24 protein-coding genes are annotated in these 26080 nt (G+C 45.4%); 20 read left to right on the top strand and 4 right to left on the bottom strand.

What is annotated here, in order from left to right:
* Positions 1–3: 3 nt before the first annotated feature.
* From ahrC to ACR8BL_RS27535, 10 genes are all read left to right on the top strand, one after another.
* Positions 4–453 carry a transcriptional regulator AhrC/ArgR gene (gene ahrC, locus ACR8BL_RS27490; protein WP_434750469.1) on the top strand — a complete coding sequence of 150 codons (450 nt, stop codon included), beginning with the start codon at positions 4–6 and terminating at the stop codon, positions 451–453.
* 23 nt (positions 454–476) lie between these two features.
* Positions 477–2195, top strand: coding sequence for a DNA repair protein RecN (recN, locus tag ACR8BL_RS27495; RefSeq protein ID WP_434750470.1), 1719 nt, complete (start codon positions 477–479; stop codon positions 2193–2195).
* A gap of 120 nt (positions 2196–2315) precedes the next feature.
* Positions 2316–3644, top strand: coding sequence for a SpoIVB peptidase (gene spoIVB / locus ACR8BL_RS27500; protein WP_434750471.1), 1329 nt, complete (start codon positions 2316–2318; stop codon positions 3642–3644).
* A 204-nt stretch (positions 3645–3848) separates the two neighbouring features.
* Positions 3849–4661, top strand: coding sequence for a sporulation transcription factor Spo0A (spo0A, locus tag ACR8BL_RS27505; RefSeq protein ID WP_434758297.1), 813 nt, complete (start codon positions 3849–3851; stop codon positions 4659–4661).
* A gap of 428 nt (positions 4662–5089) precedes the next feature.
* Positions 5090–6046: a GGDEF domain-containing protein gene (locus ACR8BL_RS27510; protein ID WP_434750473.1), complete on the top strand. Its 957-nt coding sequence runs from the start codon at positions 5090–5092 to the stop codon at positions 6044–6046.
* A 359-nt stretch (positions 6047–6405) separates the two neighbouring features.
* Positions 6406–8328 carry an ABC transporter substrate-binding protein gene (locus ACR8BL_RS27515; protein ID WP_434756496.1) on the top strand — a complete coding sequence of 641 codons (1923 nt, stop codon included), beginning with the start codon at positions 6406–6408 and terminating at the stop codon, positions 8326–8328.
* A gap of 184 nt (positions 8329–8512) precedes the next feature.
* Positions 8513–10486: an AraC family transcriptional regulator gene (locus tag ACR8BL_RS27520; protein WP_434750475.1), complete on the top strand. Its 1974-nt coding sequence runs from the start codon at positions 8513–8515 to the stop codon at positions 10484–10486.
* A gap of 151 nt (positions 10487–10637) precedes the next feature.
* Positions 10638–11672 (top strand): NAD(P)/FAD-dependent oxidoreductase, encoded by a 1035-nt coding sequence (locus ACR8BL_RS27525; RefSeq protein WP_434750476.1) that lies wholly within the window; start codon positions 10638–10640, stop codon positions 11670–11672.
* A gap of 242 nt (positions 11673–11914) precedes the next feature.
* Positions 11915–12568, top strand: coding sequence for a hypothetical protein (locus ACR8BL_RS27530; protein ID WP_434750477.1), 654 nt, complete (start codon positions 11915–11917; stop codon positions 12566–12568).
* Between the two features lie 532 nt (positions 12569–13100).
* Complete coding sequence (locus ACR8BL_RS27535; protein ID WP_434750478.1) at positions 13101–13577, top strand: hypothetical protein; 477 nt, start codon at positions 13101–13103, stop codon at positions 13575–13577.
* 146 nt (positions 13578–13723) lie between these two features.
* On the opposite strand, the gene ACR8BL_RS27540 is transcribed toward ACR8BL_RS27535, so the two are convergent.
* A complete protein-coding gene (locus ACR8BL_RS27540; RefSeq protein ID WP_434750479.1) occupies positions 13724–14323 on the bottom strand; it encodes a thymidine kinase in 600 nt (199 codons plus the stop codon).
* 176 nt (positions 14324–14499) lie between these two features.
* Here ACR8BL_RS27540 and ACR8BL_RS27545 point away from each other — a divergent pair, with 176 nt between their 5' ends.
* The gene (locus ACR8BL_RS27545) at positions 14500–14712 is read left to right on the top strand and encodes a hypothetical protein (RefSeq protein ID WP_434750480.1); all 213 of its coding nucleotides are present in this window, start codon (positions 14500–14502) and stop codon (positions 14710–14712) included.
* An 84-nt stretch (positions 14713–14796) separates the two neighbouring features.
* Here ACR8BL_RS27545 and ACR8BL_RS27550 read toward each other — a convergent pair whose 3' ends face one another.
* The gene (locus ACR8BL_RS27550; RefSeq protein ID WP_434750481.1) at positions 14797–15114 is read right to left on the bottom strand and encodes a DUF2627 domain-containing protein; all 318 of its coding nucleotides are present in this window, start codon (positions 15112–15114) and stop codon (positions 14797–14799) included.
* 457 nt (positions 15115–15571) lie between these two features.
* Here ACR8BL_RS27550 and lpdA point away from each other — a divergent pair, with 457 nt between their 5' ends.
* The 5 genes from lpdA (at position 15572) to lipB (ending at position 21495) form a co-directional block, all read left to right on the top strand.
* Positions 15572–16996 (top strand): dihydrolipoyl dehydrogenase, encoded by a 1425-nt coding sequence (gene lpdA, locus ACR8BL_RS27555; protein ID WP_434750482.1) that lies wholly within the window; start codon positions 15572–15574, stop codon positions 16994–16996.
* A 140-nt stretch (positions 16997–17136) separates the two neighbouring features.
* On the top strand, positions 17137–18165 hold the full coding sequence (locus ACR8BL_RS27560) for a thiamine pyrophosphate-dependent dehydrogenase E1 component subunit alpha (RefSeq protein ID WP_434750483.1): 1029 nt from the start codon (positions 17137–17139) through the stop codon (positions 18163–18165).
* Positions 18166–18167: 2 nt separating this feature from the next.
* On the top strand, positions 18168–19154 hold the full coding sequence (locus tag ACR8BL_RS27565) for an alpha-ketoacid dehydrogenase subunit beta (protein ID WP_434750484.1): 987 nt from the start codon (positions 18168–18170) through the stop codon (positions 19152–19154).
* A 37-nt stretch (positions 19155–19191) separates the two neighbouring features.
* Complete coding sequence (locus tag ACR8BL_RS27570; RefSeq protein WP_434750485.1) at positions 19192–20673, top strand: dihydrolipoamide acetyltransferase family protein; 1482 nt, start codon at positions 19192–19194, stop codon at positions 20671–20673.
* A gap of 114 nt (positions 20674–20787) precedes the next feature.
* A complete protein-coding gene (gene lipB / locus ACR8BL_RS27575; protein WP_434750486.1) occupies positions 20788–21495 on the top strand; it encodes a lipoyl(octanoyl) transferase LipB in 708 nt (235 codons plus the stop codon).
* A gap of 32 nt (positions 21496–21527) precedes the next feature.
* Here lipB and prli42 read toward each other — a convergent pair whose 3' ends face one another.
* A complete protein-coding gene (gene prli42 / locus ACR8BL_RS27580; protein ID WP_434750487.1) occupies positions 21528–21629 on the bottom strand; it encodes a stressosome-associated protein Prli42 in 102 nt (33 codons plus the stop codon).
* A gap of 81 nt (positions 21630–21710) precedes the next feature.
* Here prli42 and ACR8BL_RS27585 point away from each other — a divergent pair, with 81 nt between their 5' ends.
* On the top strand, positions 21711–22841 hold the full coding sequence (locus ACR8BL_RS27585) for a M20/M25/M40 family metallo-hydrolase (RefSeq protein WP_434750488.1): 1131 nt from the start codon (positions 21711–21713) through the stop codon (positions 22839–22841).
* Positions 22842–22941: 100 nt separating this feature from the next.
* Here ACR8BL_RS27585 and ACR8BL_RS27590 read toward each other — a convergent pair whose 3' ends face one another.
* Positions 22942–23079, bottom strand: coding sequence for a Z-ring formation inhibitor MciZ (locus ACR8BL_RS27590; RefSeq protein WP_434750489.1), 138 nt, complete (start codon positions 23077–23079; stop codon positions 22942–22944).
* A 362-nt stretch (positions 23080–23441) separates the two neighbouring features.
* On the opposite strand from ACR8BL_RS27590, the gene ACR8BL_RS27595 reads away from it, so the two are divergent.
* The 3 genes from ACR8BL_RS27595 to spoIIM all read left to right on the top strand — a co-directional run bounded on the left by ACR8BL_RS27595 (position 23442) and on the right by spoIIM (position 26032).
* Positions 23442–24035, top strand: a complete 594-nt coding sequence (locus ACR8BL_RS27595) for an NUDIX hydrolase (RefSeq protein WP_434750490.1) — start codon at positions 23442–23444, stop codon at positions 24033–24035.
* A 2-nt stretch (positions 24036–24037) separates the two neighbouring features.
* Positions 24038–25252 (top strand): endonuclease Q family protein, encoded by a 1215-nt coding sequence (locus tag ACR8BL_RS27600; RefSeq protein ID WP_434750491.1) that lies wholly within the window; start codon positions 24038–24040, stop codon positions 25250–25252.
* A gap of 150 nt (positions 25253–25402) precedes the next feature.
* A complete protein-coding gene (gene spoIIM, locus ACR8BL_RS27605; protein WP_434750492.1) occupies positions 25403–26032 on the top strand; it encodes a stage II sporulation protein M in 630 nt (209 codons plus the stop codon).
* The last annotated feature ends 48 nt before the right edge of the window (positions 26033–26080 follow it).

Genomic DNA, 26080 nt, shown 5'->3' on the forward strand with positions numbered 1-26080 from the left:
TATATGAAAGGACAACGACATATTAAGATTCGTGAAATTATTAGCCAAAATGAAATAGAAACCCAAGATGATCTGGTTGAAGCGCTTCGTAAATCGGGTTTTCAGGTTACACAGGCAACAGTATCTCGGGATATCAAGGAACTCCTGTTAATCAAAATTCCAATGGATGACGGGAGATATAAGTACTCCTTGCCCACTGATCAACGCTATAATCCGATTCAAAAGCTCAAGCGTGCTCTCGTGGATAACTTTCTTCACATTGATCACACAAACAATCTCGTGGTCATGAAATGTTTGCCGGGAACAGCGAACTCCATTGCTGCACTGCTTGACAATATTGAGTGGACTGAAGTGATGGGCACGATCTGTGGAGATGATACCATCCTTATTATTTGCCGTACAGAAGAAAACAGTGTCACTGTTATTGAGCGCATCATGGGATATATTGCTTAAATCAGCCGGAGGTGTTTTTGCAGATGTTAGTTACGTTATCGATTCGCAATCTCGCCGTGGTGGAAGAAGTGGATGTGGTCTTTCATCCGGGATTTCATGTGTTGTCCGGGGAAACCGGTGCAGGTAAATCCATTATTATAGACGCTCTCGGTTTGATTGCCGGGGGACGAAGTTCAGCCGATCTGATCCGTTATGGATGTGACAAGGCAGAGATGGAAGCGCTGTTCGAGATGGAACCTAGTCATCCGGTGTGGAGCACGTTAGAAAAGCTGGGTATTCATTGTGAGCCTGAAGAGCATCTGGTGATTCGGCGTGAATTGAACACACAAGGCAAAAGTACATCACGGATTAACGGGCAGCTTGTAAACTTAACGATGCTACGAGAAGTGGGCGAGAAGCTGATCAACATACATGGTCAGCATGAGCATCAGAGTCTGCTGCGTGCAGAAAGTCATCTCGGACTACTGGATACGTATGGCTCCGATATCATCGGTCCGGTTAAAGCCGAATATCAGGAGCGATACAACAAATTTATCGCGGCCGAGAAAGAGTTGCGCGCACTTCAGGAGTCAAGCCAGCGGGCTTACCAGCTGCTCGACATGTATCGTTTTCAACTTGAAGAGATTGCTGCTGCTGGCCTTACCCGCGGGGAGGATGAATTACTCGGCGAAGAACGGGTCAAACTATCCCATAGCGAGAAAATGATGGACAGCGTTGCTGGTGCATATGAGCTGCTGAGTGGTCAACGAGGGTTAGAGGCGGTAAGTATCGCTTTATCCCGAATTGAGGATATTTCAGGATATGACAGCAAAGGATTGCAGCCTATTCTGGAGCAATTACAGTCTGCTTTTTATCAACTGGAGGATGCCGCGTTTCAGTTGCGGGATTACCGCGAACGCATCGAATTCAATCCTGGCAGATTAGAGGAAGTCGAGCAGCGATTGAATCTTCTCTCTGGACTGAAGCGTAAATATGGGGACAGTGTAGAACTTATTATGAATTATTATGAACAGATCAGCTATGAAACCGACCAGCTCGAAAACAAGGATGAACGATTGGAGAAGCTCCGTTCAGAACGAGATAAATTTTTGCTGCTTGTGATGGAATCGGCTGAGGAGCTTAGTAAAGTACGCAAGCAATGTGCAGAGGAACTGGCTGCTCAGGTGGAGAGCGAACTAAAGGACTTACAGATGGAGAGAACGTCACTTCGGGTTCAGATTGTGCCGGCTGAAGATACAAAAGGCATTGAATGGAATGGACGCCGAATTCGATTAAGCCGCCATGGTGCCGACAGTGCGGAATTCCTGATCTCACCAAACCCGGGAGAGCCACTCCGTCCATTAGGCAAAATCGCTTCGGGTGGAGAATTATCCAGAATGATGCTGGCGATGAAAAGTATTTTTGCTCGACATGATCGGATTCCGGTATTGATTTTTGACGAGGTGGATACAGGGGTTAGCGGCCGGGCAGCACAATCCATTGCAGAGAAGCTTCACCGTTTGTCTTCAACGTGCCAGGTGTTCTCCATTACCCACTTGCCACAAGTGGCTTGTATGGCTGATCATCAGTATCTGATTGAGAAGCATGTTTATGACGGACGTACGATGACTCAAGTGGAATCGCTGTCTGATGAAGGACGAGTGAAGGAATTGGCACGTATGCTTGGTGGTGTGGAAATTACAGAAAAAACATTGCATCATGCACAGGAAATGCTGAATTTGGCGGAAGCCAAAAAAGGGTGAAACGAACGGCTGGCGTAATGTTTGACAGTAATAAAAGCCTGGGGGCAGGGTTATCTTAAAGGTACGCAATTGGCGACCACCTTTCGTCAAGCGAAAGAAGCAAAGGGAGTGTGACAGCCATTGAATTCCCCCCTCAGGAGAAAATTGCTAGGTCTTTTATTTGCTTTCTTTCTATGTGTACTCAGCCAGGTTATTCAGCCGATGCAAAGTTATGCTTCCTTGCCTGATGAAGTTCAGGTATTCGCAGGCAGGCAAGCAGACGTCAGGCTGGCAGTACCTGCCGGTTCAAGCGCAGTCGTTGATCGACCGGATATCGTTGGACTGGATCATCAATCTGCGTCGAAGCTCACTCGGCAGCAACCCTTGCATCTTCATCCTCAACAGACGGGACATGCCAAATTAACCTTGAAATTATGGGGGAAAATTCCTGTCAAAACCGTAAATGTAAAAGTGATTCCTGATTTACGTGTCGTTCCCGGGGGTCAAACCATTGGCGTTAAAGTTAAATCTGCAGGTATTCTGGTTGTTGGACATCATCTGGTACGTTCTAATCCGGATGAACAAAAATCCCCAGGTGAAGCTGCGGGTATCAAATTGGGTGACTTGATCACTCATATGGATGGCAAACGGCTCGATGGTGTGGCTGGTGTATCCGAGGCCGTCGAACTTGCAGGCAAACGTAATCAGGGGATTGATGTCGTTCTAAAACGTGGCAACGAAACGATTAAAACCAAGTTAACTCCAGCGTACGATGCAGAAGATAAAGCGTGGAGACTTGGATTGTACATTCGGGATTCAGCGGCTGGTGTTGGTACGCTTACCTTCTATGCACCTGATCAAGGGGTATATGGGGCGTTAGGTCATGTTATTACGGATATGAATACTCAAACATCCATCGTTGTGGGTAGTGGTCAAATTGTACAGTCTAATGTGACATCCATTGCGAAAAGTGAGAATGGTGATCCGGGTGAAAAAAGAGCCCATTTTCTTAAGGAAAGCAAAATCTTAGGCAATATTGAACGTAATACGGCGTTTGGCATCTTCGGTAAAATGTCTCAAAACCCGGACCACAGTTTGTATTCCCAAGGCATTCCCGTTGCTTTTTCACATGAAGTGAAGGAAGGGCCGGCCGAAATTCTCACTGTGGTGGATGGGCAGCAGATAGAACGTTTCTCGATCAATATTGTGCATGTTGCCGATCAATCGGAGCCAGCGACAAAAGGGCTTGTACTCCGTATTACAGACCCTAAGCTGATCGATAAGACGGGCGGCATTGTTCAAGGGATGAGTGGCAGCCCAATCGTTCAGGAGGGGAAGTTGATTGGTGCAGTGACCCATGTATTTGTGAATGATCCGAAATCAGGTTATGGATGCTTTATTGAGTGGATGCTGCAGGATGCCGGTGTAATGATGAAAAAAGATCAAGCAAAAAACCTTAAAGCTGGATAAACAGCTTTAAGGTTTTTTTGTCGAAAGTGAACATATTATATCGTTTGTTGAAATAAAATATTTATTATAAAGGATCAAGAAAAAAAAATAAAGAAAAATAATTTTCGACAGAAGGAATTTCACTTGGCGTGTCGAAAATTTAACGTGTAAGGAAATGTACGTAATTGTAAAAGAAAAGGTTTTAATTAAAAGGAGGATACCGTTTTGCAAAAAATTGAGGTATTGCTGGCCGATGATAACCGTGAATTTACGAATTTGCTTGCCGAATATATATCCGAGCAGGAAGATATGGAAGTAACCGGTATTGCATACAATGGTGAAGAAGTACTGCAATTGCTGGAACAAACTCGGGATGTACCGGATGTGTTGATTCTGGATATTATCATGCCTCATCTGGATGGACTCGGTGTGCTGGAGCGTCTGCGCGGTCTGAATCTGTCCCCGCAGCCTAAAGTAATAATGCTTACTGCATTCGGCCAAGAGAACATCACTCAGCGTGCCGTGCAACTCGGGGCTTCTTATTACATTCTTAAGCCGTTTGACATGGAAGTATTAGCAAATCGGGTACGTCAGCTTGTTGGAACGCAAACAACAATGTCTACAAGCAGCAGCTCTTCCTCTATGTTTATGAACAAGTCCAATGTTGTACCAATGGGCAAACACAAAAATTTGGATGCAAGCATCACGTCAATCATACATGAAATCGGAGTTCCAGCGCATATTAAAGGATATCAGTATTTGCGCGAAGCCATTACAATGGTATACAACAATATCGAAATTTTGGGAGCGATTACGAAAACGTTCTATCCGGCAATTGCTGAAAAATTCAAAACAACGCCGTCCCGCGTCGAACGTGCCATCCGTCATGCCATTGAAGTGGCTTGGACACGTGGCAACATCGACAGCATCAGCCACCTGTTCGGTTACACGATCAACATCAGCAAGTCGAAACCAACGAACTCCGAGTTCATCGCGATGGTTGCTGACAAGCTGAGAATTGAGCATAAGGTTAGCTGAAAGGATCCGGAGCAGTGATCCGGCAATGGAAATTTTAAAATTCAGATTCGATTCTAGCCAAATGAATTTTGGCGGCCTATATCTGAATTGGTTCATTTCAAGCCGATTAACTTCTGTAATATGTGCCAACGAATACCGTTATTTATTGGATTTAAGATATATCCAGTAAATGACGGTATTTTCGCATAACGAAATAACAAAGGTCATAATGATGAAATTTAGTTTTGCATGATTGTTTTCAAATTTTCACATTAAGCAATAAAGAAAGCACCCTATAGTAAAATTCAGAAAAAGGAAATATTTCATGAATTTTTACCTCCAGTTAACGCTTTTTCAAGTAGAAAGTGGTACGATGTGACCATTGACAAAGACCTACATATATATTTAAAAGTATGGATTCGAGGCTACGAACAGAGGAGTAGAATAGTATGTTTACGCAAATAGGCGAGATTGCTGCACCAATTCCTGTAGTACAATCTGATACAAAATGTGATATTGTCTATCATCTTTTCAAGTCCAATCCCAGTCTGGAAGGTATAGCTGTTATGGGGGAGAAGGGTGTGTCATTGATGATGCGCCCTCGATTCTTTCAACAGATTGGCACCCAGTATGGCTATAACCTGTATATGGGACGCCCAGTTGAACTGGTGATGAACACGCAGGCTCTGGTCTTGGATTACTCGGAACAGATCACAGATGTCAGTGTTCTAGCAATGGACCGAGATGAAGGGGAAATATATGATCTCGTACTGGTCACGTCAGGGGAAAGTTTTTATGGAGCTGTGAGTATTCGCCGTTTACTGCTTGCTGTTGCTGATGTGCGGGCTGAAATGGCGATTTTTATGAACCCGCTGACAGGTCTTCCAGGAAACCATATCATTGACGAACGGCTATATCAGGCGATTCAGATGGACCATTTTAGCGTACTATACGTTGATCTCGATCAATTCAAATCCTACAATGATAGCTACGGTTTCAAAATGGGGGATCTGCTTATTCAGTCGACAGCTAACTTGCTTCGCAAGCTTTTTGGTTTCCCTGAAGCTTTTCTTGGACATATCGGTGGTGATGATTTTATTACAATCCTGAATCACCATGATTATCAACAGATTAGTGAAGAAGTCATCTCAGGTTTTGAGGAAATGAAAAAGTCGTTCTACAACGAACATGATTGGCATAATCAATATGTTCTGGGGGAAGGACGTTCCGGGCTGATGCGGCCTATTCCTCTGGTGTCAGTATCCATCGCCGTTGTTACCAACAGGAAGCAAAAATATGAAAACATAGATCAGATTATTGATGAGGTCACACGGATCAAAAAAAGTTGTAAAGCGATTGCCGGCAGCATTATCTGTGCAAATGATACCATCAGTCATCCATGTTAGAAGTAAAATACACATGTATACGAGAACGTAGAGGACAGAAGGAACCTGAAGAAGTTGGTCTAAAAGCATTCTGTAAGCATGCTTCTTCAGAAGCTTAAGCATTTCCTCTCTACCCATAACAGTTAAATTCAGAAATAAAGGAGTGAAACTACTTTTGGTTGCAGATGAGATTGAATTCATATCCTCGTTTTCCTTCTCTCTTTATCATGGTTCTATTTACATCGGTTGTATTGCGTATCTTGTCATAATAATTGATAATGGTTATCAATAAGTGAGTAGAGTACAGACACAATCTATGTATACGGAGATGGGTTAGCAAAATGTGGAATGATTATTATATCCTTTGGAACTATGCTGCGGTGAGTATAACAGATATCCGTTACATGGAATTAGAGGCATATGAAGAGATGAAATATAAATTTCCAACAAGTACCTTTGTACTCACCATTCAAGGTGAAGCGGGAGTGACGATTGACAGCCAAACGTATGAAGTGAGTCGTTTTTATGTTCTCCATGGAGGAAAAGGGAGTAAGTTGGTCATACAAGCAGGCGAATCCGGATTGCACTTATATTACTTGATGTATAAAGCAAACCTGCCTAGTGGAGGGAGAAATGATCTGGGAAGATTAATGGAGCGTACCAATCCGTTCCAAATGAACTATGGCTTTACACCCAATATGCCAACCATTTTATATGAGCAACTGAAACAGATGTACTTTTTGTGGGAGCAAAAGAACCCCATTCAGCACTTTCAGGCCAAGAGTTTGTTCTATCCCTTTGTGGAGCAGGTATCATCACAGATTCCTCGGGTATCCAATCGCTATCCAAGTATTACGGATCAGGTCAGCAAAGTCATTGAAATTGTAGAGTCTTCCTACACCCAGCCACTTACGCTTCATACTTTGGCAGAAATGATTGGCACCAGCCCAAGAAGTTTGTCACGCAAGTTCAAGCAGTCGACTGGAACCAGTCCCATTGATTATCTGATTCAGTTTCGTTTGTTCAAAGCCAAGGAGATGTTGCTGCAAACGGACGCCACGTTGGATGAGATTGCCGCCGGCATCGGTTATCCTGATGGATATTATTTGGGACGTATGTTCAAGAAACGTACAGGTCTTTCTCCTTTGCAATTCAAAGAAAAGACCTCAGCTCCCCTATATTGGCCTGATCTGACATCAGATATGGCGCGAAATGACATTTTCAGAGGTGGAAGTGGAAGGTATGTTTATACTGATGGTGATAATCATTATCAATATAAGCATGGAGGGTCAATCAATATGAACAGACAGACAAGAACGGGAATGCTGCTGAGTATTCTACTAAGTCTTACATTACTGTTAAGTGCCTGCTCTACAGGAGTTGCCAGTAATTCAAGCGGAGATGCATCCGGAAGCAACAGTTCGTCAAGTTCAACGAAGATAGTAACGGCGGAGAATCCAAGCAAAAAATCGGAACCGCGTACAATCTCAACAGTTAAAGGAGATATTACAATCCCCACTGAACCTAAACGGATTGTGGTTGACTTGTATCTGGGAAGCCTGATTGCTCTGGGAATCAAACCAGTGGGTACACCGGAGATGAACCTGAAGAATCCTTATTTTATCGAATCACTTGAGGGTGTGCAAAATATTGGTGAATATGAAACCATTTCTCTCGAAAAGGTGTTGGAACTTGAACCAGATTTGATTGTGACAGGTAATCCTGATTTATTTGATTCCTTTAGTAAAATTGCACCTACCTTGGTTGTTCCTTATGGGGAGTTGAAAAACACCCATGAAGAGATCGCCTACTTTGGAGAAGTGCTGAATAAAGAAAAAGAATCCAAGGCCTGGTTAGCCGATTATGACGCAAGAATTGCAGATGCTAAAAAACGCGTCGGTGAGGCAATTGATCCAGCAGCCGAGGTGTCGGTCATGCAGTTCTATGATAAAGGACCGTTGGCCTTTGGTGATAATTTTGGTCGGGGAGGTCAGGCAGTCTACAATGCGCTTGGTTTGAATCCTCCTGCAGATAAAAAAGAGATTTTAATGAAGGATCAACTGGTTGAAGTATCATCGGAAGCGATTCCTGAATTTGCCGGTGACTACATTATTCTAACAGCAGATAATCTGACACTGGAAGAGTTGAAATCCAAACCGGTCTGGAGCTCATTGGATGCGGTTAAAAATGATCGTGTGTTTATCTGGAGTCCGGATCGTTCGTGGTACTTTGATCCGATTGCAACATTGGATCAAACAGAGGAATTGGCCGCGTGGTTTACGAAGATCTCTGAAACAAAATAAGCGTAACACTTAATGAGATGAAATCCAATTCCACTCTAAAATTACAGTTGATAATGAAAATTATTATCATTTATAATAAGGTATAATAGTGAAACTCTGCTACGCATATGTTATCAGATGTGTGGAAGAATGATGACCTTGTAAGGCCTTTGTTCCGTTTGAGGCTAGGATTGGAGAGTAATTGATGCAATTAGACGAACAGATGAAATGCTGGAATCTTGCTGCTGTTAAGGTTCTGGATATACGCCGGATCGTTATGGAGGCAGGTGAACAACTGAGTTCCTATACACTTCCGGCAAATGGTTTTATATATACGATTCGAGGGTCGGCTGACCTCCTATTGGATGGACGAGCATACAAGGCAGAGCGATTTTACATGCTTCATGGGGCCAAAGGGTCTTCAATGGATATCCAAGCCAACGAAGATTTCGAATATCTTCTGCTCTATTACAGAGCATTTCTTGCCTTTCCTAGTTATCGCAAAAAGTGGTTATTGACACAGTCTGAGGTTGCACCGTTCTCTTTGCAATATGGCTTTACACCAAGTAGTCCGCTTAGACTGTTACGTTATCTGGATGAGATTGAAGATGCATGGGTACAGTCTGGAAGTCTGGATCTGCTTCATACGAAAAGTTTATTTTACCAATTCATTCATGAATTGATGGTTCAGCTAACAGAGCAAGAGATCAAAACAGAACATGCTGATCCGGTGAAACAATCACTTCGTTACATACAGAACCATTACAGGGAACAGATCACGCTTGATTCTCTGGCTGAACAATTTAACTACAGTTCTCGTCATTTCTCCATGCAATTTAAACGAAAAACGGGTTACAGTCCAATTGATTATCTAATTCAGACTCGGATCGCCAAGGCTCGTACTCTGCTTGTACGATCTGATGCAACACTGAGTGAAATTGCAGCAGAAGTGGGATATTCGGATGTGTATTATTTTAGTCGCATCTTCAAAAAACATGTGGGAATCTCTCCGATCTTATATCAACGGAAGACGAGAGAAGCGGGACGAAAAGAAGATCATCCATTGCAAATATCTGAATCGTCCATTGGCCGAAGATGGAAGTCGGGATATATTGATTATGAGAATCATTATCAATATATAGACGGAGGGTCTACACCAATGAAAAGAAGAAAAACAGGTTCAAGTATGATTATGATTGCATTATTGAGCATAACGATGCTCCTCGCAGCCTGCTCCTCAGGTACAGCAACAACACCAGCAGCTGGCGAAGGAACGGGTGCCAGTTCCAATAACAGCAGTACGGCAGTGTCATCAGACACAGGAAGCCAGACGAACAAAGACAATGAAACACGCACCGTCTCGACGGTTAAAGGAGATGTTGTTGTTCCAGCAAATCCTAAACGGGTTGTGGTGTTGTATCTCCAAGGTGATGTTGTTGCACTTGGAGTTAAGCCAATCGCTACTTCAGATGTATACAGCGGCGCAGCTTACAAGAGCGAGCTTGTAGGTGTAAATTCACTAGGAACCTGGTTTGAGCCGAATCCTGAAGCGGTGATTGATCTTGATCCGGATCTCATTATTGTTCCCTCAGAAGAGACATATGACACTTTAAAAGATATTGCACCAACGGTGTATATTCCATATGAGAAAATGACAACAGAAGAACGACTTCACAGCATAGCCAGCATTTTTGGCAAAGAGAAGGAAGCTGAAGTCTTGATTAACAACCTTAACAGCAAAGTGGAAGAGGGTAAAAAAACTCTTGCAAATGCAGGCATATTAGACAAAACCATTTCCATTATTGAAGGTGGTCTAAAAGGGATGGTCGTTGTGGAGAGCAAGCAATTTGGTCGGGGGTCTCAGGCGATCTATGAATATCTGGAAATGAAAGCTCCTACAGTAGTGCAAAACAAAATTGATGTAGTATCGGACGCCGCGGGCTCTTCGATCTCGATGGAAGTTCTCCCGGAATATATAGGTGACTATGTGTTTCGCTCCGTGTATGAAGGAGCAGACAATCTAACAGATAATCCGATATGGCGTAACATTACGGCGGTCAAAGAAGGCCGTCTGATCGAAATTGATTTTGATTTCTTTTATTATTCAGATATCTATTCCATTAATAAACAACTCGATTTTGTTGTAGATAAACTGTTGGCCGCTCCCAGAGCACGCTAATTATAGAGGGAATCAAGCACATAAGATTATATAGGAGCGAAAATGATATAGCCATTGTAATTTGAATCAATTTCCATTAGACTTAAACGATAATGAGAATCAATATCATATAGTCGACGTTAGGGGTCGAATGGATGGAGGTCCTATAAAGATGAATCAAGAATTGGAACTTTATGATGTAACGATCATCGGAGGCGGCCCGGCGGGCATGTACTCTGCTTTTTATAGCGGTATGCGTGATTTGAAGACAAAATTGATTGAGGCGCGTGACAGACTGGGCGGACGGATGCTCTTTTATCCGGAAAAGATGATCTGGGATGTTGGCGGTGTGACTCCGATCTTGTGTGAAGACTTGATTAGACAGCTTGAACAGCAAGCGCGCACATTTGAACCAACAATCGTATTTGAACAACAGATCGAAGGATTCGAACGTAGGCCGGATGGCACCATTATACTCACTTCTGCTACAGGGGAGCAGCACTGGACACGTACCGTCATTATGGCAATTGGATACGGGATTTACAAAATGGCCAAATTGGAGATTGAAGGTGCGGACCGTTATGAAGTGTCTAATCTGCATTATACGGTGCAGGAACTTGAGCCTTTTCGCGGCAAACGTATCCTGATTTCGGGCGGGGGAGATTCGGCTGTGGATTGGGCGAACGAGCTGGAGAGCTTGGCCGAACAGGTGACGGTAGTGCATCGACGCGACTATTTTGGAGGACTTGAACGGAACGTGCTGCGTATGAAAGAATCCTCAGTTGACGTACGTACGCCCTACGCTATTGAGAAGCTTCATAGCTTGAGCGGTGATATGATCGAACAGGTAACCATTACACATATGGAAACTGAAGAGAGCGAGATGCTTGAAGTGGATGCAGTGATCGTCAATCATGGGATGAAGAGTGATTTTGGTCCTATTCGTGATTGGGGATTAGATTTAGGAGAATGGCATGTCAGCACAACCGAAAGGCTGCAGACGAATATTCCTGGCATTTTTGCTGCAGGTGATTTCGTAGATTATGGAAGCAAGCTGTATTTGATCGCCGGCACATTTACGGATGCTGCTCTGGCTGTTAACAGTGCAAAGCTGTATATGGACCCGGAAGCAGAGAAAGTAGCCTATGTCTCTTCTCATAACAGTCGTTTCAAAGAGAAAAATAAAGCACTTGGTGTTGTGGAATAAGTTATATTGCAGGTCTTAGGATAACTTCGGAAATTTTCCGGGGTTATTTTTTGTATCATGCGGGTATGAAGAGGGAGGTTTGCACAAGATAGAATAGTCTTGATTTGAAGAGCAGCCCCAAACAGATTATAATCAAAATCTATAACAGACTAACACGACTAATGAAAGCTTTCACAGCTTGAATAAACGGATCCAAAGACTCTGCAACCAGATTACAATTCGACAAGAGTGGAGTGCAGCATATGAAAAAAAGTTCACCATCTGGGCAAAAAACTGCTACGTTTATTCAGCGCTTGCTTCATCGCGCGAATATGAAACGGATTAAATGGTCGGAAGTATATCTTGCCACAGCCGGAGCACTTCATCGTTTATTGGTAGAGGGGCGTCGTAAACGTTCAGCCGTGAAAAGAATGCAGCAAGACATGCCTCTCAGCGCATTGACGTCGATGAGACTTGAGCCAGGGGACATCGTCTATACGCCAAGCTCGGAGTCAACCTATTATGCTGGACACATGGGTATTATTGGGTTGGATGGAAAGGTGTATCATGTACATCCTTATGGACCGGTTTTTGCCGATACACTCGAATGGTATCTTACCCGTTTTTATGAAGGAGATCGTTTTATCGTGTTTCGCTCCAAGCTTTGTCAGGTTGGAACTCGCGCAGCGGAATGGGTTCAGGAGCATTATGAGCAGGTGAAGTTTTATCGTTTGCAAACGAACCTTCTAAGTATCGAGCGAAATTATTGCTCCAAATTTATATACCAGGCCTATAAGTTTACATCCGGACTGGATCTGTGGGGGCGAAGGTTTACTAAACTGAAGCAGGGCTTCATCTACCCATTTCGGATCGAGCATTCATCCGATCTGGAAGTACTGGGCACATTTTATAAATGAAATCATAAAAAAGACCGGCTGGGCAGCTGTTTCTCAAGCGTGAGAGGACAGATTTGGCCGGTTTTTTTAATATGTACTGAGATTAAAACAGGAAAAACACTTAAAACGTCGAATAAAATATGAGATGGGCGCGCACAACTTGGAATCGTATACATAACAGGTAACTTAATTCCCCAGGTCAAGAAAAACGACTACAAGGTAGGCGAACAAGAAAGAGTGAGGCGAACTTGAAGTGGCTGGGCTTCTTACGAAGGTTTCGACGGCAGCAAAACGTAGTGAAGCTATCGGACTACACTCCAAAAAAGGAAAGGAGGAACTACTGTTCCATTTGCAGGAAAGATGTGAAAAGTGTTATTTATTATACAGCTCCTCAGGGAAATGTTACAGGTGTATGCAGTTCTTGTAAGTCTTTAGCGGACGAGAGAGGTATGTTTCCCATTTAATAAGAAGAAATGCGCTCACGAAACAACATTACTTTGATTTATGCGCGTTTTTGTAGTACATTAGCAAATGTATTCGAAGGAGGATTCTAATGTACTCAGGAAGACAAGACGATACTTTATACATCATGACCTACACCTTAAACAGCGGTATCAAGGGTACGGTTCCACTGTCAAATAAGCAGATTGTTGAATGGCTCGATTGTTATCGAAATGAGAGACGCTTCGTAACAGAGATCGGCAAAGAGTTTTTTGGATTAAATGCAAGCTTGGTCGCAGACTTTAAGGTTCAAAATCATTTATCCGATTATCAGCAAACGATTATGCCTACGCAGCAGCAGGATAACTTGGAACGTCTGTCCAGTGCTTATAAATCCACCGAGCTATTGATGAAAATTGATTGTAAATGCGGCACGGCCTACGTCACGGAATCTCCTTATAAGCGTACGAAATGGTATTGCACGAAATGTAAAGAGATCGTATTCCTGGATGCAAAAAAAGGAATGGTTGAAACGTCTCGTGGCGACGCATATTACATGACCAACAAATATTTTGTTTCTCGTGACTAGCGGGAAATGATATGGAGAGCATCGCATACAGCGGTGCTTTTTTGTGCCTGCTCCTTGAATAACAGTGGAAGTCATGGAAATGTTGATGATATTATTGCAATAAAAAAAGCCCAATATGGGCTTTTGCTGTAAAACTGGGTAGTGCTTTATGACGAACATTCCACTTTGTGAGGAGGAATAAAGCAGCATCGACAGCGGGGCTCATAAGCCTCCGAATCACCAATCATGACAACTGGACCTAAAGTAACGGGCTCCCCGTTGACAATCCGCTGAGTGAAAGCAGCATCCGGGCTGCCGCAGACTGCGCAGAACGCAGATAGTTTCTCGATATCATCGGCCATGGCGAGCAGGCCGCCGATATATCCGAATTCTTTTCCGCGATAATCCATGTTCAGTCCATCAACAATCACATGTTTGCCACAGTATGCCAGTTCGGAGACAAGTTCCATGATCGCACTGCTGAAAAATTGAACTTCATCAAAGGCAACAACATCGGCATCTATGGTTTGGTTCAGAATTGTCTGCACGGATTCCGGCGTTAATTGCCGAGGAATGGAATGGGCGGGTAGTCTGTAGCCGATTCGGCTTACAATCTCATCCTGAGCGAAACGATCATCTTCGGCTGGTTTGTAGGCAACGACCTTTTTACGGCCAAATTGAATAAGTTTTTGACAACGGCGAATAAGTTCACCGGATTTTTCACTGAACATGGGTCCAGTAATTACGGTAATACGTCCAGTTTGCACGGTGTTGCTACCCCTCTCGCATACGGAATTCAAAAAAAGCGACCATTACAGATTACCACATCTTCTTTGGAAAGAGCCAGAACTAATATGAAGCAGTTTGTGTTACTATATGGATTGTTACGATGTAGGTTCCGAAAGTTGGAGTCCAAGGAGTTATCTGAAAAGAGGTGTTACGAATGAACGAAGCATTATCCACACTGAAGCAGCGTTATGAAGACCTGAACAAAGAGGGCAAGCTGGATGAGGCCGCACAGGCTTTATTTATGGAGCTGTTGACAGAAGCTGAACGGCTGCAGGCGAGCAATCTCACGCTGCGCAGAACGATTCTGAAATCCTCTTCGAAAGAGTCACGTATGTCCACTAAATTGCGGGATGCTTTATATGAATGAATTTTGCCAATGATGCGGAAATTACTCCGCGTCTTCTTTTATCTTCAAAATGAATATACTATGGAAAAAATAAAAAGCCCGGAATCATGAACTGCTTCCGGGTGTTTCAATCTGTTCAGGTTGTTTTTTCGAGCGGAAACGGGGGCCAACATAATTACGTTTGCGGTCACGAAACAGAATCCAGCCGCCCAGAAAACTCATGCCTGCCGCAAAAAGCACAAGCCCGCCCAGGAAGGAAAGCCACTGGAAGCCGGGAGCAGCCAGGTCGTTACCGTGCTCAGCGTAATATAGAAACAGGGCATCTTTCATCATCAGAAAACCCTTCATGGCCATTAATCCGGGAATGACAAGTACAATTATCGCGAGGAATCGCGCAAAGACTATTTTTGTATTCATGAGCATTATACCCTTTCTGCCAGAGTAGACATAAAATAAAGGTTACGCTTACAGGGAATCCCTGCTTATATCATAGCTTGGAATGTATCAACTTGTCCATGCGAGAATGGTCAAACTTTGAGTTGACTGCGCAAGGAGAGTACAATGGTATATAGAGGGTATGCAATATATTAAGGTGCCAACAATCATTTTATTATTATTTATATAAGTTGAACTATTTTTTACACATTAACGGAGAGGACAGAAAAAACCTGGAAAAACGAAGTGTTCGCCTAAAAGCTTTCTGAAAGAAAGCTACATCGGAAGCATACGCTTATCCCCAGATTTTCTCTTTTTGAAAAAGGAATCAAAAAATCTGGGGATAACAGCGATTGAAAGGTTATTCTGTCATCGTAGTGGGCTGTGTAAAGCTTTAGTTCAAATTATATATTCAAAAAAATGAGTATATAGAGGAGACATAGAGATGCCAATACCATGTGATGTTGCTGTACTAGGCGGAGGAACGGGAGGATACGTTGCTGCCATCCGTGCCGCGCAACTTGGAAAAAAGGTCGTTATTATTGAAAAGGACAAGCTTGGTGGAACGTGCCTGCATCGTGGCTGTATCCCGAGCAAAGCGTTGTTGAAGAGTGCCGAGATGTATGCCGAAATTCAGGACAGCGAGAGCTATGGGATTGAGACGACTGGAGCAACCTTGGTGTTCCCGAAAGTTCAGGCACGTAAAGATGCAATTGTAGAGCAACTTCATCAGGGCGTTCAGTATTTGATGAAAAAAAATAAAATTGAGGTTATACACGCCAAAGGACGTGTAATCGGGCCTTCCATCTTCTCACCGCAGAGTGGAGCAGTAGCGGTAGAATTCGAGGATGGTGAGATGGACACGGTTGTTCCAACCAACCTGATTATAGCTACGGGCTCCCGTCCGCGTGTGCTGCCGGGCCTTGAGCCGGATGGAAGATATATTATGAGCAGTGATGAAGCGCTTCGCATGGACGAGCTGCCTACTTCAATCCTCATTGTGGGTGGTGGAGTCATCGGCCTTGAATGGGCCTCCATGCTGAATGATTTTGGCGTGAGTGTGACGGTAGTTGAGGCGGCAGCTCATGTGCTCCCTGCAGAAGATGAAGATATAGCGAAAGAAATGCAGCGTTTACTGGGCAAACGTGGCGTGCGTTTCCTTACTGGTGCTAAACTGATGACGGATAGCTACCGTACCGAAGATCAGAACGTGAACATCGATGTGCAGCTTGCGGGAGATAAGGTAGAAACGCTGACTGCTGAAAAAATGCTCGTGTCTATAGGACGTCAGGCTAACGTAGAAAATATCGGACTGGAGAACACGGATATAAAAGTTGAACGCGGCTTTATTGCGGTCAACAAACATCTGCAGACTGGGGAAGGCCATATCTATGCGATTGGTGACTGCATTGGCGGATTACAGCTCGCACATGCCGCAAGTCACGAAGGCATACTGGCAGTGAATCATCTTGCTGGCGAGAGCGCGCATCCGGTTGAGGCACATCGTATCCCGCGTTGCGTATATACACGTCCGGAAGCGGCTAGTATCGGTTTTACCGAGAAGGAAGCCAAAGAACGAGGGTACGAGATCAAAACCGGCAAGTTCCCGTTCCAGGCAATCGGCAAGTCCCTGATTCACGGAAGTCGTGACGGATTCGTGAAGGTCATTGCGGATGCCAAAACGAATGATATTTTGGGAGTACATATGATTGGCACCCACGTTACGGAACTGATTGCTGAAGCTTCATTGGCACAGATGCTGGATGCAACGCCATGGGAGGTTGGACAGACCATTCATCCGCACCCTTCACTGTCAGAAATCATGGGCGAAGCTATGCTGGCTGTGGATGGAAAAGCAATTGGAATGTAAGCCGGACACCCCTAGTGAGAAAGGTCCTTTCCTTTTTTGGGTAAAAGGGATTATAATAAGGTTAAGCCAAGTCTTAGTACCAGGTTATAAGATCGGGTAGTAGGACTTGCAAAGGCTTTGATTAAAAGGAGGTACCTCATATGAGTTCACAAGGTACTGCAGACGCGGTTCATCGGCATCAACAGCTGGGACTTAGCGATGGAGAAGTATTGGATATGTACAAATACATGCTGCTTGCACGCAAGTTTGACGAGCGGTGCTTGCTCTTACAGCGAGCTGGCAAAATTAACTTTCACGTATCCGGTGTAGGTCAGGAGGCTGCTCAAGTCGGCGCAGCTTTTGGTCTGGATCGAGATCACGATTTTTACTTACCTTATTATCGCGATTACGGTTTCGTTATGGCGGTAGGCATGACGCCGCGTGAGCTGATGCTGTCTGCATTTGCAAAGGCGGAAGACCCGAACAGCGGTGGACGGCAGATGCCAGGTCACTTCGGTCACAAGAAGCTGCGTATCGTTACCGGCTCCAGTCCGGTTACTACACAAGTTCCTCATGCGGTAGGATTCGCTCTTGCTGCCAAAATGCAGAAGAAAGATTTCGTTTCTTTTGTTACATTTGGTGAAGGTTCGAGCAACCAGGGCGATTTCCACGAAGGGGCAAACTTTGCAGGTGTGCAAAAGCTGCCAGTTATCATCATGTGTGAGAACAATCAATATGCAATATCGGTTCCTATTCACAAGCAGCTTGCTGGCAAAATCTCTGATCGTGCGCTGGGTTATGGTTTCCCAGGATTGCGTGTCGATGGCAATGATGCACTTGAGGTATATGCGGCCGTGAAGGAAGCGCGCCAGCGTGCCATCGCAGGAGAAGGACCAACACTGATTGAAGCGATGATGTATCGTCTGTCCCCACACTCCACTTCGGATAATGATCTGGCCTATCGGACCAAGGAAGAAGTTGAGGAAAACTGGAAGAAAGACGGCGTGCTTCGCATGAAAAATTACTTGATCGAATGTGGCATCTGGGATGAAACCCAGGATGCTGATCTGGCTTCCCAGCTTGCGCTGGAAATGAAGGAAGCAACTGAATATGCAGACAACGCGCCATATCCGAAACCTGAGGATACACTGACGCATGTTTATGCGGACAGCGAAGAAGGGGGACGGTAATCATGGCTATGATGGAATATATTGATGCAATCCGTCTCGCGATGAAAGAAGAGATGGAACGGGACGAGAATGTTTTTATTCTTGGTGAGGACGTAGGTGTAAAGGGTGGCGTGTTCACCACAACCAAAGGGTTGCAGGATCAATTTGGTGAAATGCGTGTCATGGATACGCCTTTATCCGAATCTGCAATCGCTGGGGTAGCGATTGGTGCAGCCATGTACGGTATGAAGCCGATTGCTGAAATGCAATATTCGGACTTTATGTTGCCGGCAACGAATCAGATTATTAGTGAAGCTGCCAAGATCCGCTATCGCTCTAACAATGATTGGAGCTGTCCAATTGTTATTCGTGCACCAATCGGCGGGGGTATCTTCGGTGGGCTTTACCACTCCCAGTGTCCGGAATCGATTTTCTTTGGTACACCGGGGCTTAAAATTATTGCTCCTTACTCGGCGTATGACGCCAAAGGATTACTTAAAGCGGCTATCCGCGACCCGGACCCTGTACTCTTTTTTGAAAATAAAAAATGTTACAAGCTGATCAAGGAAGATGTGCCTGAGGATGATTACATCGTTCCAATTGGTAAGGCCAATGTGCTTCGTGAAGGTGCGGATATTACAGTTATCGGGTACAGTCAGCCACTGCATTTTGTCATGCAAGCCGCTGAAGAGTTGGAACGGGAAGAGGGCATCACGGCACATGTACTGGATCTGCGTACATTACAGCCGCTCGACCGTGAAGCGATCATCGCTTCTGCGCGGTTGACAGGCAAGGTGCTCATCGTACATGAAGATAACAAAACCGGTGGTGTGGGTGCAGAGGTGGCGGCCATCATCAGTGAGGAATGTCTCTTTGATCTGGATGCACCTATTCAGCGTCTGTGCGGTCCGGATGTACCAGCCATGCCAATCAGCCCAACGCTGGAGAAATTTTATATGCTGAGCAAGGATAAAGCCAAAGCAGCCATGCGCGAACTTGCAGAGTATTGATAGATGAAGATAGATTAAAGTTTGGAGTGATAAATCAATGGCTGAACGTATGAAATGGATCGAGGTCATTATGCCGCAGCTCGCGGAATCGTTGGTCTCGGCTACCATAGGCAAATGGTTGAAAAAACCGGGTGACCGTGTGGAACAGTACGAGCCGATCTGTGAAGTCATCACGGATAAAGTCAATGCCGAGATTCCATCTACGGTGGATGGCATTATGGGTGATCTTTTGGTGGAAGAAGGAACAACAATTGCTGTAGGTGAAGCCATCTGCCGCATGCAAGTTGCTGCTTCGGATGAAGATATAGCTGAACAGGTAACACTTGCTGCACATCAGGAGGACCCAGTTCAGCAAGCTCAAGTTCAGCAGAATGCTGGGCAATCTCCTGCTATAGCTAAAGGTTCAAGTGCAGCTGCATTTGATCCGAATCAGCCGATGCGTCATCGGTATTCTCCTGCAGTACAGTCCCTGGCAGCAGAACATGGACTGAATCTGCAGCAGGTTCAGGGAACAGGTGCTGGCGGTCGAATTACACGTAAAGACGTACTCGCCTATGTTGCGCAAGGTGGTCAGGCGAGTGCATCATCAGCGTCTGCACAAACATCTGCTGCGGCCAATCAGTCGGTACAGTCAACATCGTCTTCACCATTCAGTGGAATCAGGGATACAGGTATAACTACAGGTTCCGTCGCTGCAAGCGGTGTAACCGGGCAGACTATTCCTGCTTCCGATGTGGGGGTTCCTGTGCGTCATTCTGGTATTCATCTGACCGAAAGTCCCAAAATTCCGCAGATTGAAGTGGAGGGCGGCGGACAGGGAAGATCGGAATACTTTATCGATGTGACCCCTGTCCGTAATGCAATTGCACGGAATATGCGTCAAAGTGTATCCGAAATCCCTCACGCATGGACGATGATTGAAGTGGATGTAACGAATCTCGTCATGCTGCGCAACAAGCTGAAGGATGAGTTCAAACGGAAAGAGGGCATTAACCTGACCTATCTTTCCTTCATGATGAAGGGTGTCGTGAATGCGATTAAAGATTACCCCATCATGAACTCGGTATGGGCGGTTGATAAAATTATCGTGAAGCGGGACATTAACCTGTCCATGGCTGTTGGTACAGAGGATTCTGTGCTTACACCGGTAATCAAACAGGCGGATCAGCGCAATATTGCAGGTCTGGCTCGTGAGATTGATGATCTGGCTCGCAAAACACGTGAAGGCACGCTGAAACTGGATCACATGCAGGGTGGTACATTTACGGTGAACAATACAGGTTCATTTGGTTCCATCTTGTCTCAACCGATCATTAACTACCCACAGGCAGCCATTCTTACATTTGAATCTATTGTGAAGAAACCAGTGGTCATTAACGATATGATCGGTGTTCGGTCCATGGCTAACTTGTGTCTTTCCCTCGATCATCGGATTCTGGATGGCGTCATCTGCGGCCGATTCTTGCAACGGGTTAAAGAGAACCTGGAAGGGTACAACATGGAAACGAAAGTGTATTAAGTTTATTATAGAAAGACGGGAAAGTGTATGTGCCTCAGGCCGTGCACTTTTCTGGCTGTCTAGATACAGACGTATCTTCATATATTAAACCATGGGCAGAAGGATGTGGGGAACATGGGCAAACCGCTGAATGTGGCATACATACCGATGCTGGATTATGAAGCGGCATGGAATCTTCAGAAATCAATTGTGCAGCAACTGGACGAAGGCGAAGGCCCTGAACAGATGTTGCTTTTACAGCATCCGCCAACCTATACGATTGGATCACAGAATCATCCAGAGCATCTGCTTTGGAGCGAGGAAGAGTTGAAAACACAGGGAATCTCTTTGTTTCAAATTGACCGAGGCGGTGATATTACTTATCATGGACCGGGTCAATTGGTAGGTTATCCTTTATTAGTACTTGGTCGGGATGAGGAACTGGATCTGCATGGTTACTTACGCAAGCTGGAACAGGTGATGATTGATTATCTGGCGGATCAGGGTGTTGAATCCAGTCGTAAAGAAGGGTACACAGGCGTATGGATCGGTGATCTGAAGATCGCTGCTATCGGCATCAAGTTTAACCGGTGTAAGCATCGGCGTGGTTTTGTGACGAGTCACGGGTTTGCCTTCAACATTACCTCAGGTATTCAGCATGCCGGGTTTCAAGGAATTGTACCGTGCGGAATTGAACAGTATGGTGTGACCTCTTTGGAGGATATCACGGGTAAGTCATACGCAGTGGAGCAGGTCGCCCGGGATATCGTGCCTTATTTTCAACATATATTCCCGTATGACATGACTTGGAGTACAGAAGAAGAAGCCCTCCAGCGGCTGTAAACAACGCGTTAGAAGGGCTTCAGGTCAGGTGACTATCCAAACAGCAACGGTTCCAGCGCAATGAAAAGGGTGGAGCCAATCATGGCGGCCAGCATGAGATAGATCACAATTTTGAACCATTTCTTTTTTTGCATGAAGAGAGAACTCCTTTCAGACCTTTTGAACAAGCCATAGTATCTGTATTGTACCGTATCTACGATAGGGAGGAAAGTCTAATGATTAATGAGCAGCGTGTTATTCAGCAGTTTATGGAACTGGTACAGATTGATAGTGAGACAAAAAATGAACAAAATATATCCAAGGTGTTAAAAGAACAATTCGAGGGTCTTGGCCTTCACGTCTACGAGGACGATACGATGGACAAAACCGGTCATGGTGCGGGCAATCTGATCGTTACACTGGAAGCTGCAGGAGTGGAAGGTGTAGAGCCGATGCTCTTTACATGTCATATGGACACGGTAACCCCCGGGCAGGGGATCAAACCGGAGCTAAGCGAGGACGGATGGATTCGCAGTGATGGAACAACGATTCTTGGTGCGGACGATAAAGCGGGCATTGCGGCCCTGTTTGAAGCCATTCGTGTCATTCAGGAGAACAACATTCCGCATGGTAAAATTCAGTTCGTGATCACGGTGGGTGAGGAGTCCGGTCTTGTAGGTGCTCGTGCCATGAATCCTCAGGATATCGATGCCACATTTGGCTATGCGCTGGATTCCAACGGAGCGGTGGGTACGATCTGCGTGGCTGCTCCATCAAGAGCTGAAATTCAGATGAAAATCTATGGAAAGTCAGCACATGCCGGTGTAAATCCGGAAGATGGAATTAGTGCGATCCAGGTTGCAGCCAAAGCGATTGCAGCCATGAAGCTTGGACGTATTGATAACGAGACGACAGCGAACATTGGCAAGTTCCAAGGGGGCTCTGCACTGAACGTGGTATGTGACTTTGTTCAGATTGATGCGGAGGCTCGCAGTATTGTGCAGGAGAAAATTGAGCAGCAAATTGCCCAAATGCGTGAAGCACTCGAAACGACATGTCGAAAATTCGGCGCAACAGCAGAGTTCCGCAGTGAAATCAAGTATCCTGCCTTTGGCTTCCATGACGATCATGAGGTTGTACAGCTTGCGCAGCGGGCAATTCGTAGTATCGGTCTGGAAACAAGCACGTTTGCTTCTGGCGGTGGCAGTGACGCGAATATTTTTAACGGATTTGGCATTCCAACGGCTAACCTGGCTGTAGGATATGAGGATATTCATACGACCAAAGAGCGCATTCGAGCAGCGGATATTGTGAAGTTGTCTCAAGTTGTCATTGCGATTGTGCAAGAAAACGCAAAGGTAAAATAAGTTGGTCATGTTATCATGTAACCGAAGCGTTGGCTAAAAAAGAAAATGAAAGTCCGAATTCGGTTCACGCCGGGTTCGGACTTTTTGAACAACGGTGGGGCTAGCCCTTCCGCCCGGCGAGCATGTCGCTTAATTTGGTTTCAGGTCCCCATTCACGTATCCATTGTTTGAGAATAAGCTGTACTTGTTTGGCTTGTCCGACCACACATGCAGATTGAGGTGTGAGATAACTTTTCACTTGGTAAGTCCCCCTTGTTTCTCGCAGTACACCTTAGACTTGTACACACGATAAAATTCCTATAGGCTCACCATATGCCCTGAATCACAGTTTTATACATCTCGGTTCAATTGAACGAATTTTTTACACATCAACGGAGAGGACAGAAAAAACTGGAAAAGCGAAGCGTTCGCCTAAAAGCTTTCTGAAAGAAAGCTGCTTCGGAAGCATATGCTAATCACCGGATTTTTTACCTTTGCAAAAGGAGAATCAAAAAATCTGGGGATAACAGCGATTGAAAGTTTACTCTGTCATCGGAGTGTCTGTGTAAATTAGCTCGGTTCACTTGAACTCATCACAAATGAAATGGAGCTGAAGTACACATGAAATCCAGAACATCTGCTGAATCCATCTATGCGCCGCAACCTGCGAATCCCAAGCTTGATGAAGTGACCGTATCCACCAAGCCAATTTTTGAAGGTAAAGTGATCTCACTTCAGGTAGACACCGTAAAACTGCCAAACGGGCAGACGGCAAGCCGGGAGATCATCAAACACCCGGGAGCGGTAGCGGTGCTGGCGTTAAGGGGAGATCGCATGCTGGTTGTTGACCAGTACCGTCAGGCGATGGGACGTACCGAGGTAGAAATTCCTGCTGGGAAGCTTGACCCGGGTGAACAGCCTGAAATTGCAGCAGCCCGTGAATTGAAGGAAGAAACGGGATATACAGCCAAGTCGCTGCGTCATTTGAGGTCTTTCTACACCTCACCAGGTTTCGCGGATGAGATCATTCACCTGTATATCGCCGAAGAGTTGGAAGCCGGAGATATGGCCCTGGACGAGGACGAATTTCTTGAAGTATCCGAAATTACGCTGGAGGAAGCCTACAAACTGATGGATGAGAATCGGATCAGTGATGCCAAAACGATGATGGCTGTATACGCGTGGGATATTTACAAAACAACAGGACGGTTTTAATCATGTCAAATCAAAAGGGAACGCCGCCGCTGTGGGAGCCGTGTTATACGGATCTGCATATCCACATCGGACGCACGTCCCGTGGTGAGGCAGTTAAAATCAGCGGTAGCCGCGACTTAACGTTTGAGAATATTGCCCGTGAGGCGTCCACCCGTAAAGGGATTCATCTGCTTGGGGTTATCGATTGCCATTCACCAGTTGTGCAGAGAGATATTGAGGAGCTGCTGGATAACGGTACGATGTCTGAGGTTGAGGGTGGCGGTATTGCGTATCAGGATACAACCATTCTGCTGGGAACCGAAATTGAGCTGCGTGAGCCCGAGATGCGTGAGTTCCATATGCTGGCCTACTTCCGGGATTTGGATACAATGAAGTCTTTTACAACCTGGATGACACGTTATATGAAAAATGTAAACCTCAGCTCCCAGCGAGTATACGTACCTGCTCTTGAGATGCAAGCGGAGATCAAGGCACGCGGCGGGTTGATTGTACCCGCTCATGTGTTCACACCGCACAAGGGCATTTACGGCAGCACAGCGCCACGTATGGCGGATGTGCTGGACACAAGCCTTGTGGATGCGATTGAGCTAGGGCTTAGCTCGGACTCGTCGATGGCGAGTTACATTCGGGAGTTGGATCAGGTTCCATTTCTGACGAATTCAGATGCACATTCGCTAGGTAAAATTGGACGAGAATACAATGAACTGCACATGGCATCTCCTTCCTTTGACGAATTTCAACTGGCACTTAAAGGGGAAGAAGGAAGAAGGGTTGCGGCCAATTATGGCTTGAATCCAAGACTGGGTAAATATCACCGGACGTATTGTGCAGCTTGCGGTAGCGTTATGGACGAACATGATCTCTCTGCAGAGCGTTGCCCGCTTTGTGGCAGTCAGAAACTGGTTCAGGGGGTGCTGGATCGTATTCTGGCTATTGCAGACCGAGAGCAACCGGAGCTTCCTGCAGACCGGCCACCCTATTATTATCAGGTTCCACTGGAGTTCATTCCGGGTCTTGGGAAAGCCAAACTGCGTCAACTCTTGGATCGTTTTGGTACGGAGATGGCTGTCTTGCACCGTACAGATGAAGCTCAACTAGCCGAGGTGGTTGGTCCGGTACTCGCCGAACTGATCGTAGCGGCTCGCAAGGGTGAATTGACGTTAGCCTCTGGCGGTGGAGGCACATACGGCAAGGTTGCGGTGAAAGAACAGAAATAGTAAAGCTAGCAAGACAAGCAAGGTTTAACAATTCGGACAAGAAGTCATACGGACGAACCCCGGTTCATAAGCTGAATTATAAGGATGATCAAGTCTAAAGTTTGAAGTATCTCCTTCAGCAGCATAACCGGAAAGGGGACTCGTACCTGTATGCGTTCTTCCTATTTTACGTTCAAAGGGCAAACTTCGTTATATGTATTCGTGGCTGTCTTGTTTCTCGTCGGTGTTATCTTCGGGGCATTGATGGTCAATGCTCTGTCTCTGGAACAGCGCCAGGATCTTGAAGCCTATCTGGGAAATTTCTTTATGACGGTGCAGCATAGTTCGCAAGGAACAGACAACACCGCCTATTGGGATATTGCCATGCTTCATCTGAAATGGGTCGGGTTGATCTTTATTCTCGGCTTGTCCGTTGTAGGTTTACCGGGTATATTGGTTCTGGATTTTCTGAAAGGGGTGCTGATCGGTTTTACCGTAGGTTACCTTGTTGGACAGTATTCGTGGAAAGGGTTGTTATTTGCACTTGTATCCGTAGCGCCGCATAATCTGTTCGTCATTCCGATCCTGCTGATCTGTAGTGTGGCTGCGATGACGTTCTCGTTATATATCATTCGTAATCGTGTTTTGATGTACCGTGCACCAGGCCGCCAAAGGCCGTTTGCTTCCTATGTTATTTTGACGATAGTGATGGCGGTACTGCTGCTTGGGGTAGCTTCGTTTGAAACCTGGGTTACCCCCGCAATGATGCGCTGGGTCACGCCGATGCTGCTTCCTGCCTAGCTTGCACTGCATGTCCTAAAATGTTGACTTTAATATTGAACTCCCCCT

It is taken from the genome of Paenibacillus amylolyticus (assembly GCF_051136285.1).
Lineage (GTDB): Bacteria > Bacillota > Bacilli > Paenibacillales > Paenibacillaceae > Paenibacillus > Paenibacillus amylolyticus_F.

Coding starts and splice junctions, on each gene's coding strand:
- ahrC (WP_434750469.1), top strand. CDS start 4: ATGAAAGGACAACGACATATTAAGATTCGTGAAATTATTAGCCAAAAT.
- recN (WP_434750470.1), top strand. CDS start 477: ATGTTAGTTACGTTATCGATTCGCAATCTCGCCGTGGTGGAAGAAGTG.
- ACR8BL_RS27510 (WP_434750473.1), top strand. CDS start 5,090: ATGTTTACGCAAATAGGCGAGATTGCTGCACCAATTCCTGTAGTACAA.
- ACR8BL_RS27520 (WP_434750475.1), top strand. CDS start 8,513: ATGCAATTAGACGAACAGATGAAATGCTGGAATCTTGCTGCTGTTAAG.
- ACR8BL_RS27525 (WP_434750476.1), top strand. CDS start 10,638: ATGAATCAAGAATTGGAACTTTATGATGTAACGATCATCGGAGGCGGC.
- ACR8BL_RS27530 (WP_434750477.1), top strand. CDS start 11,915: ATGAAAAAAAGTTCACCATCTGGGCAAAAAACTGCTACGTTTATTCAG.
- ACR8BL_RS27535 (WP_434750478.1), top strand. CDS start 13,101: ATGTACTCAGGAAGACAAGACGATACTTTATACATCATGACCTACACC.
- ACR8BL_RS27545 (WP_434750480.1), top strand. CDS start 14,500: ATGAACGAAGCATTATCCACACTGAAGCAGCGTTATGAAGACCTGAAC.
- ACR8BL_RS27550 (WP_434750481.1), bottom strand. CDS start 15,114: ATGCTCATGAATACAAAAATAGTCTTTGCGCGATTCCTCGCGATAATT.
- lpdA (WP_434750482.1), top strand. CDS start 15,572: ATGCCAATACCATGTGATGTTGCTGTACTAGGCGGAGGAACGGGAGGA.
- ACR8BL_RS27560 (WP_434750483.1), top strand. CDS start 17,137: ATGAGTTCACAAGGTACTGCAGACGCGGTTCATCGGCATCAACAGCTG.
- ACR8BL_RS27565 (WP_434750484.1), top strand. CDS start 18,168: ATGGCTATGATGGAATATATTGATGCAATCCGTCTCGCGATGAAAGAA.
- ACR8BL_RS27570 (WP_434750485.1), top strand. CDS start 19,192: ATGGCTGAACGTATGAAATGGATCGAGGTCATTATGCCGCAGCTCGCG.
- lipB (WP_434750486.1), top strand. CDS start 20,788: ATGGGCAAACCGCTGAATGTGGCATACATACCGATGCTGGATTATGAA.
- prli42 (WP_434750487.1), bottom strand. CDS start 21,629: ATGCAAAAAAAGAAATGGTTCAAAATTGTGATCTATCTCATGCTGGCC.
- ACR8BL_RS27585 (WP_434750488.1), top strand. CDS start 21,711: ATGATTAATGAGCAGCGTGTTATTCAGCAGTTTATGGAACTGGTACAG.
- ACR8BL_RS27595 (WP_434750490.1), top strand. CDS start 23,442: ATGAAATCCAGAACATCTGCTGAATCCATCTATGCGCCGCAACCTGCG.
- ACR8BL_RS27600 (WP_434750491.1), top strand. CDS start 24,038: ATGTCAAATCAAAAGGGAACGCCGCCGCTGTGGGAGCCGTGTTATACG.
- spoIIM (WP_434750492.1), top strand. CDS start 25,403: ATGCGTTCTTCCTATTTTACGTTCAAAGGGCAAACTTCGTTATATGTA.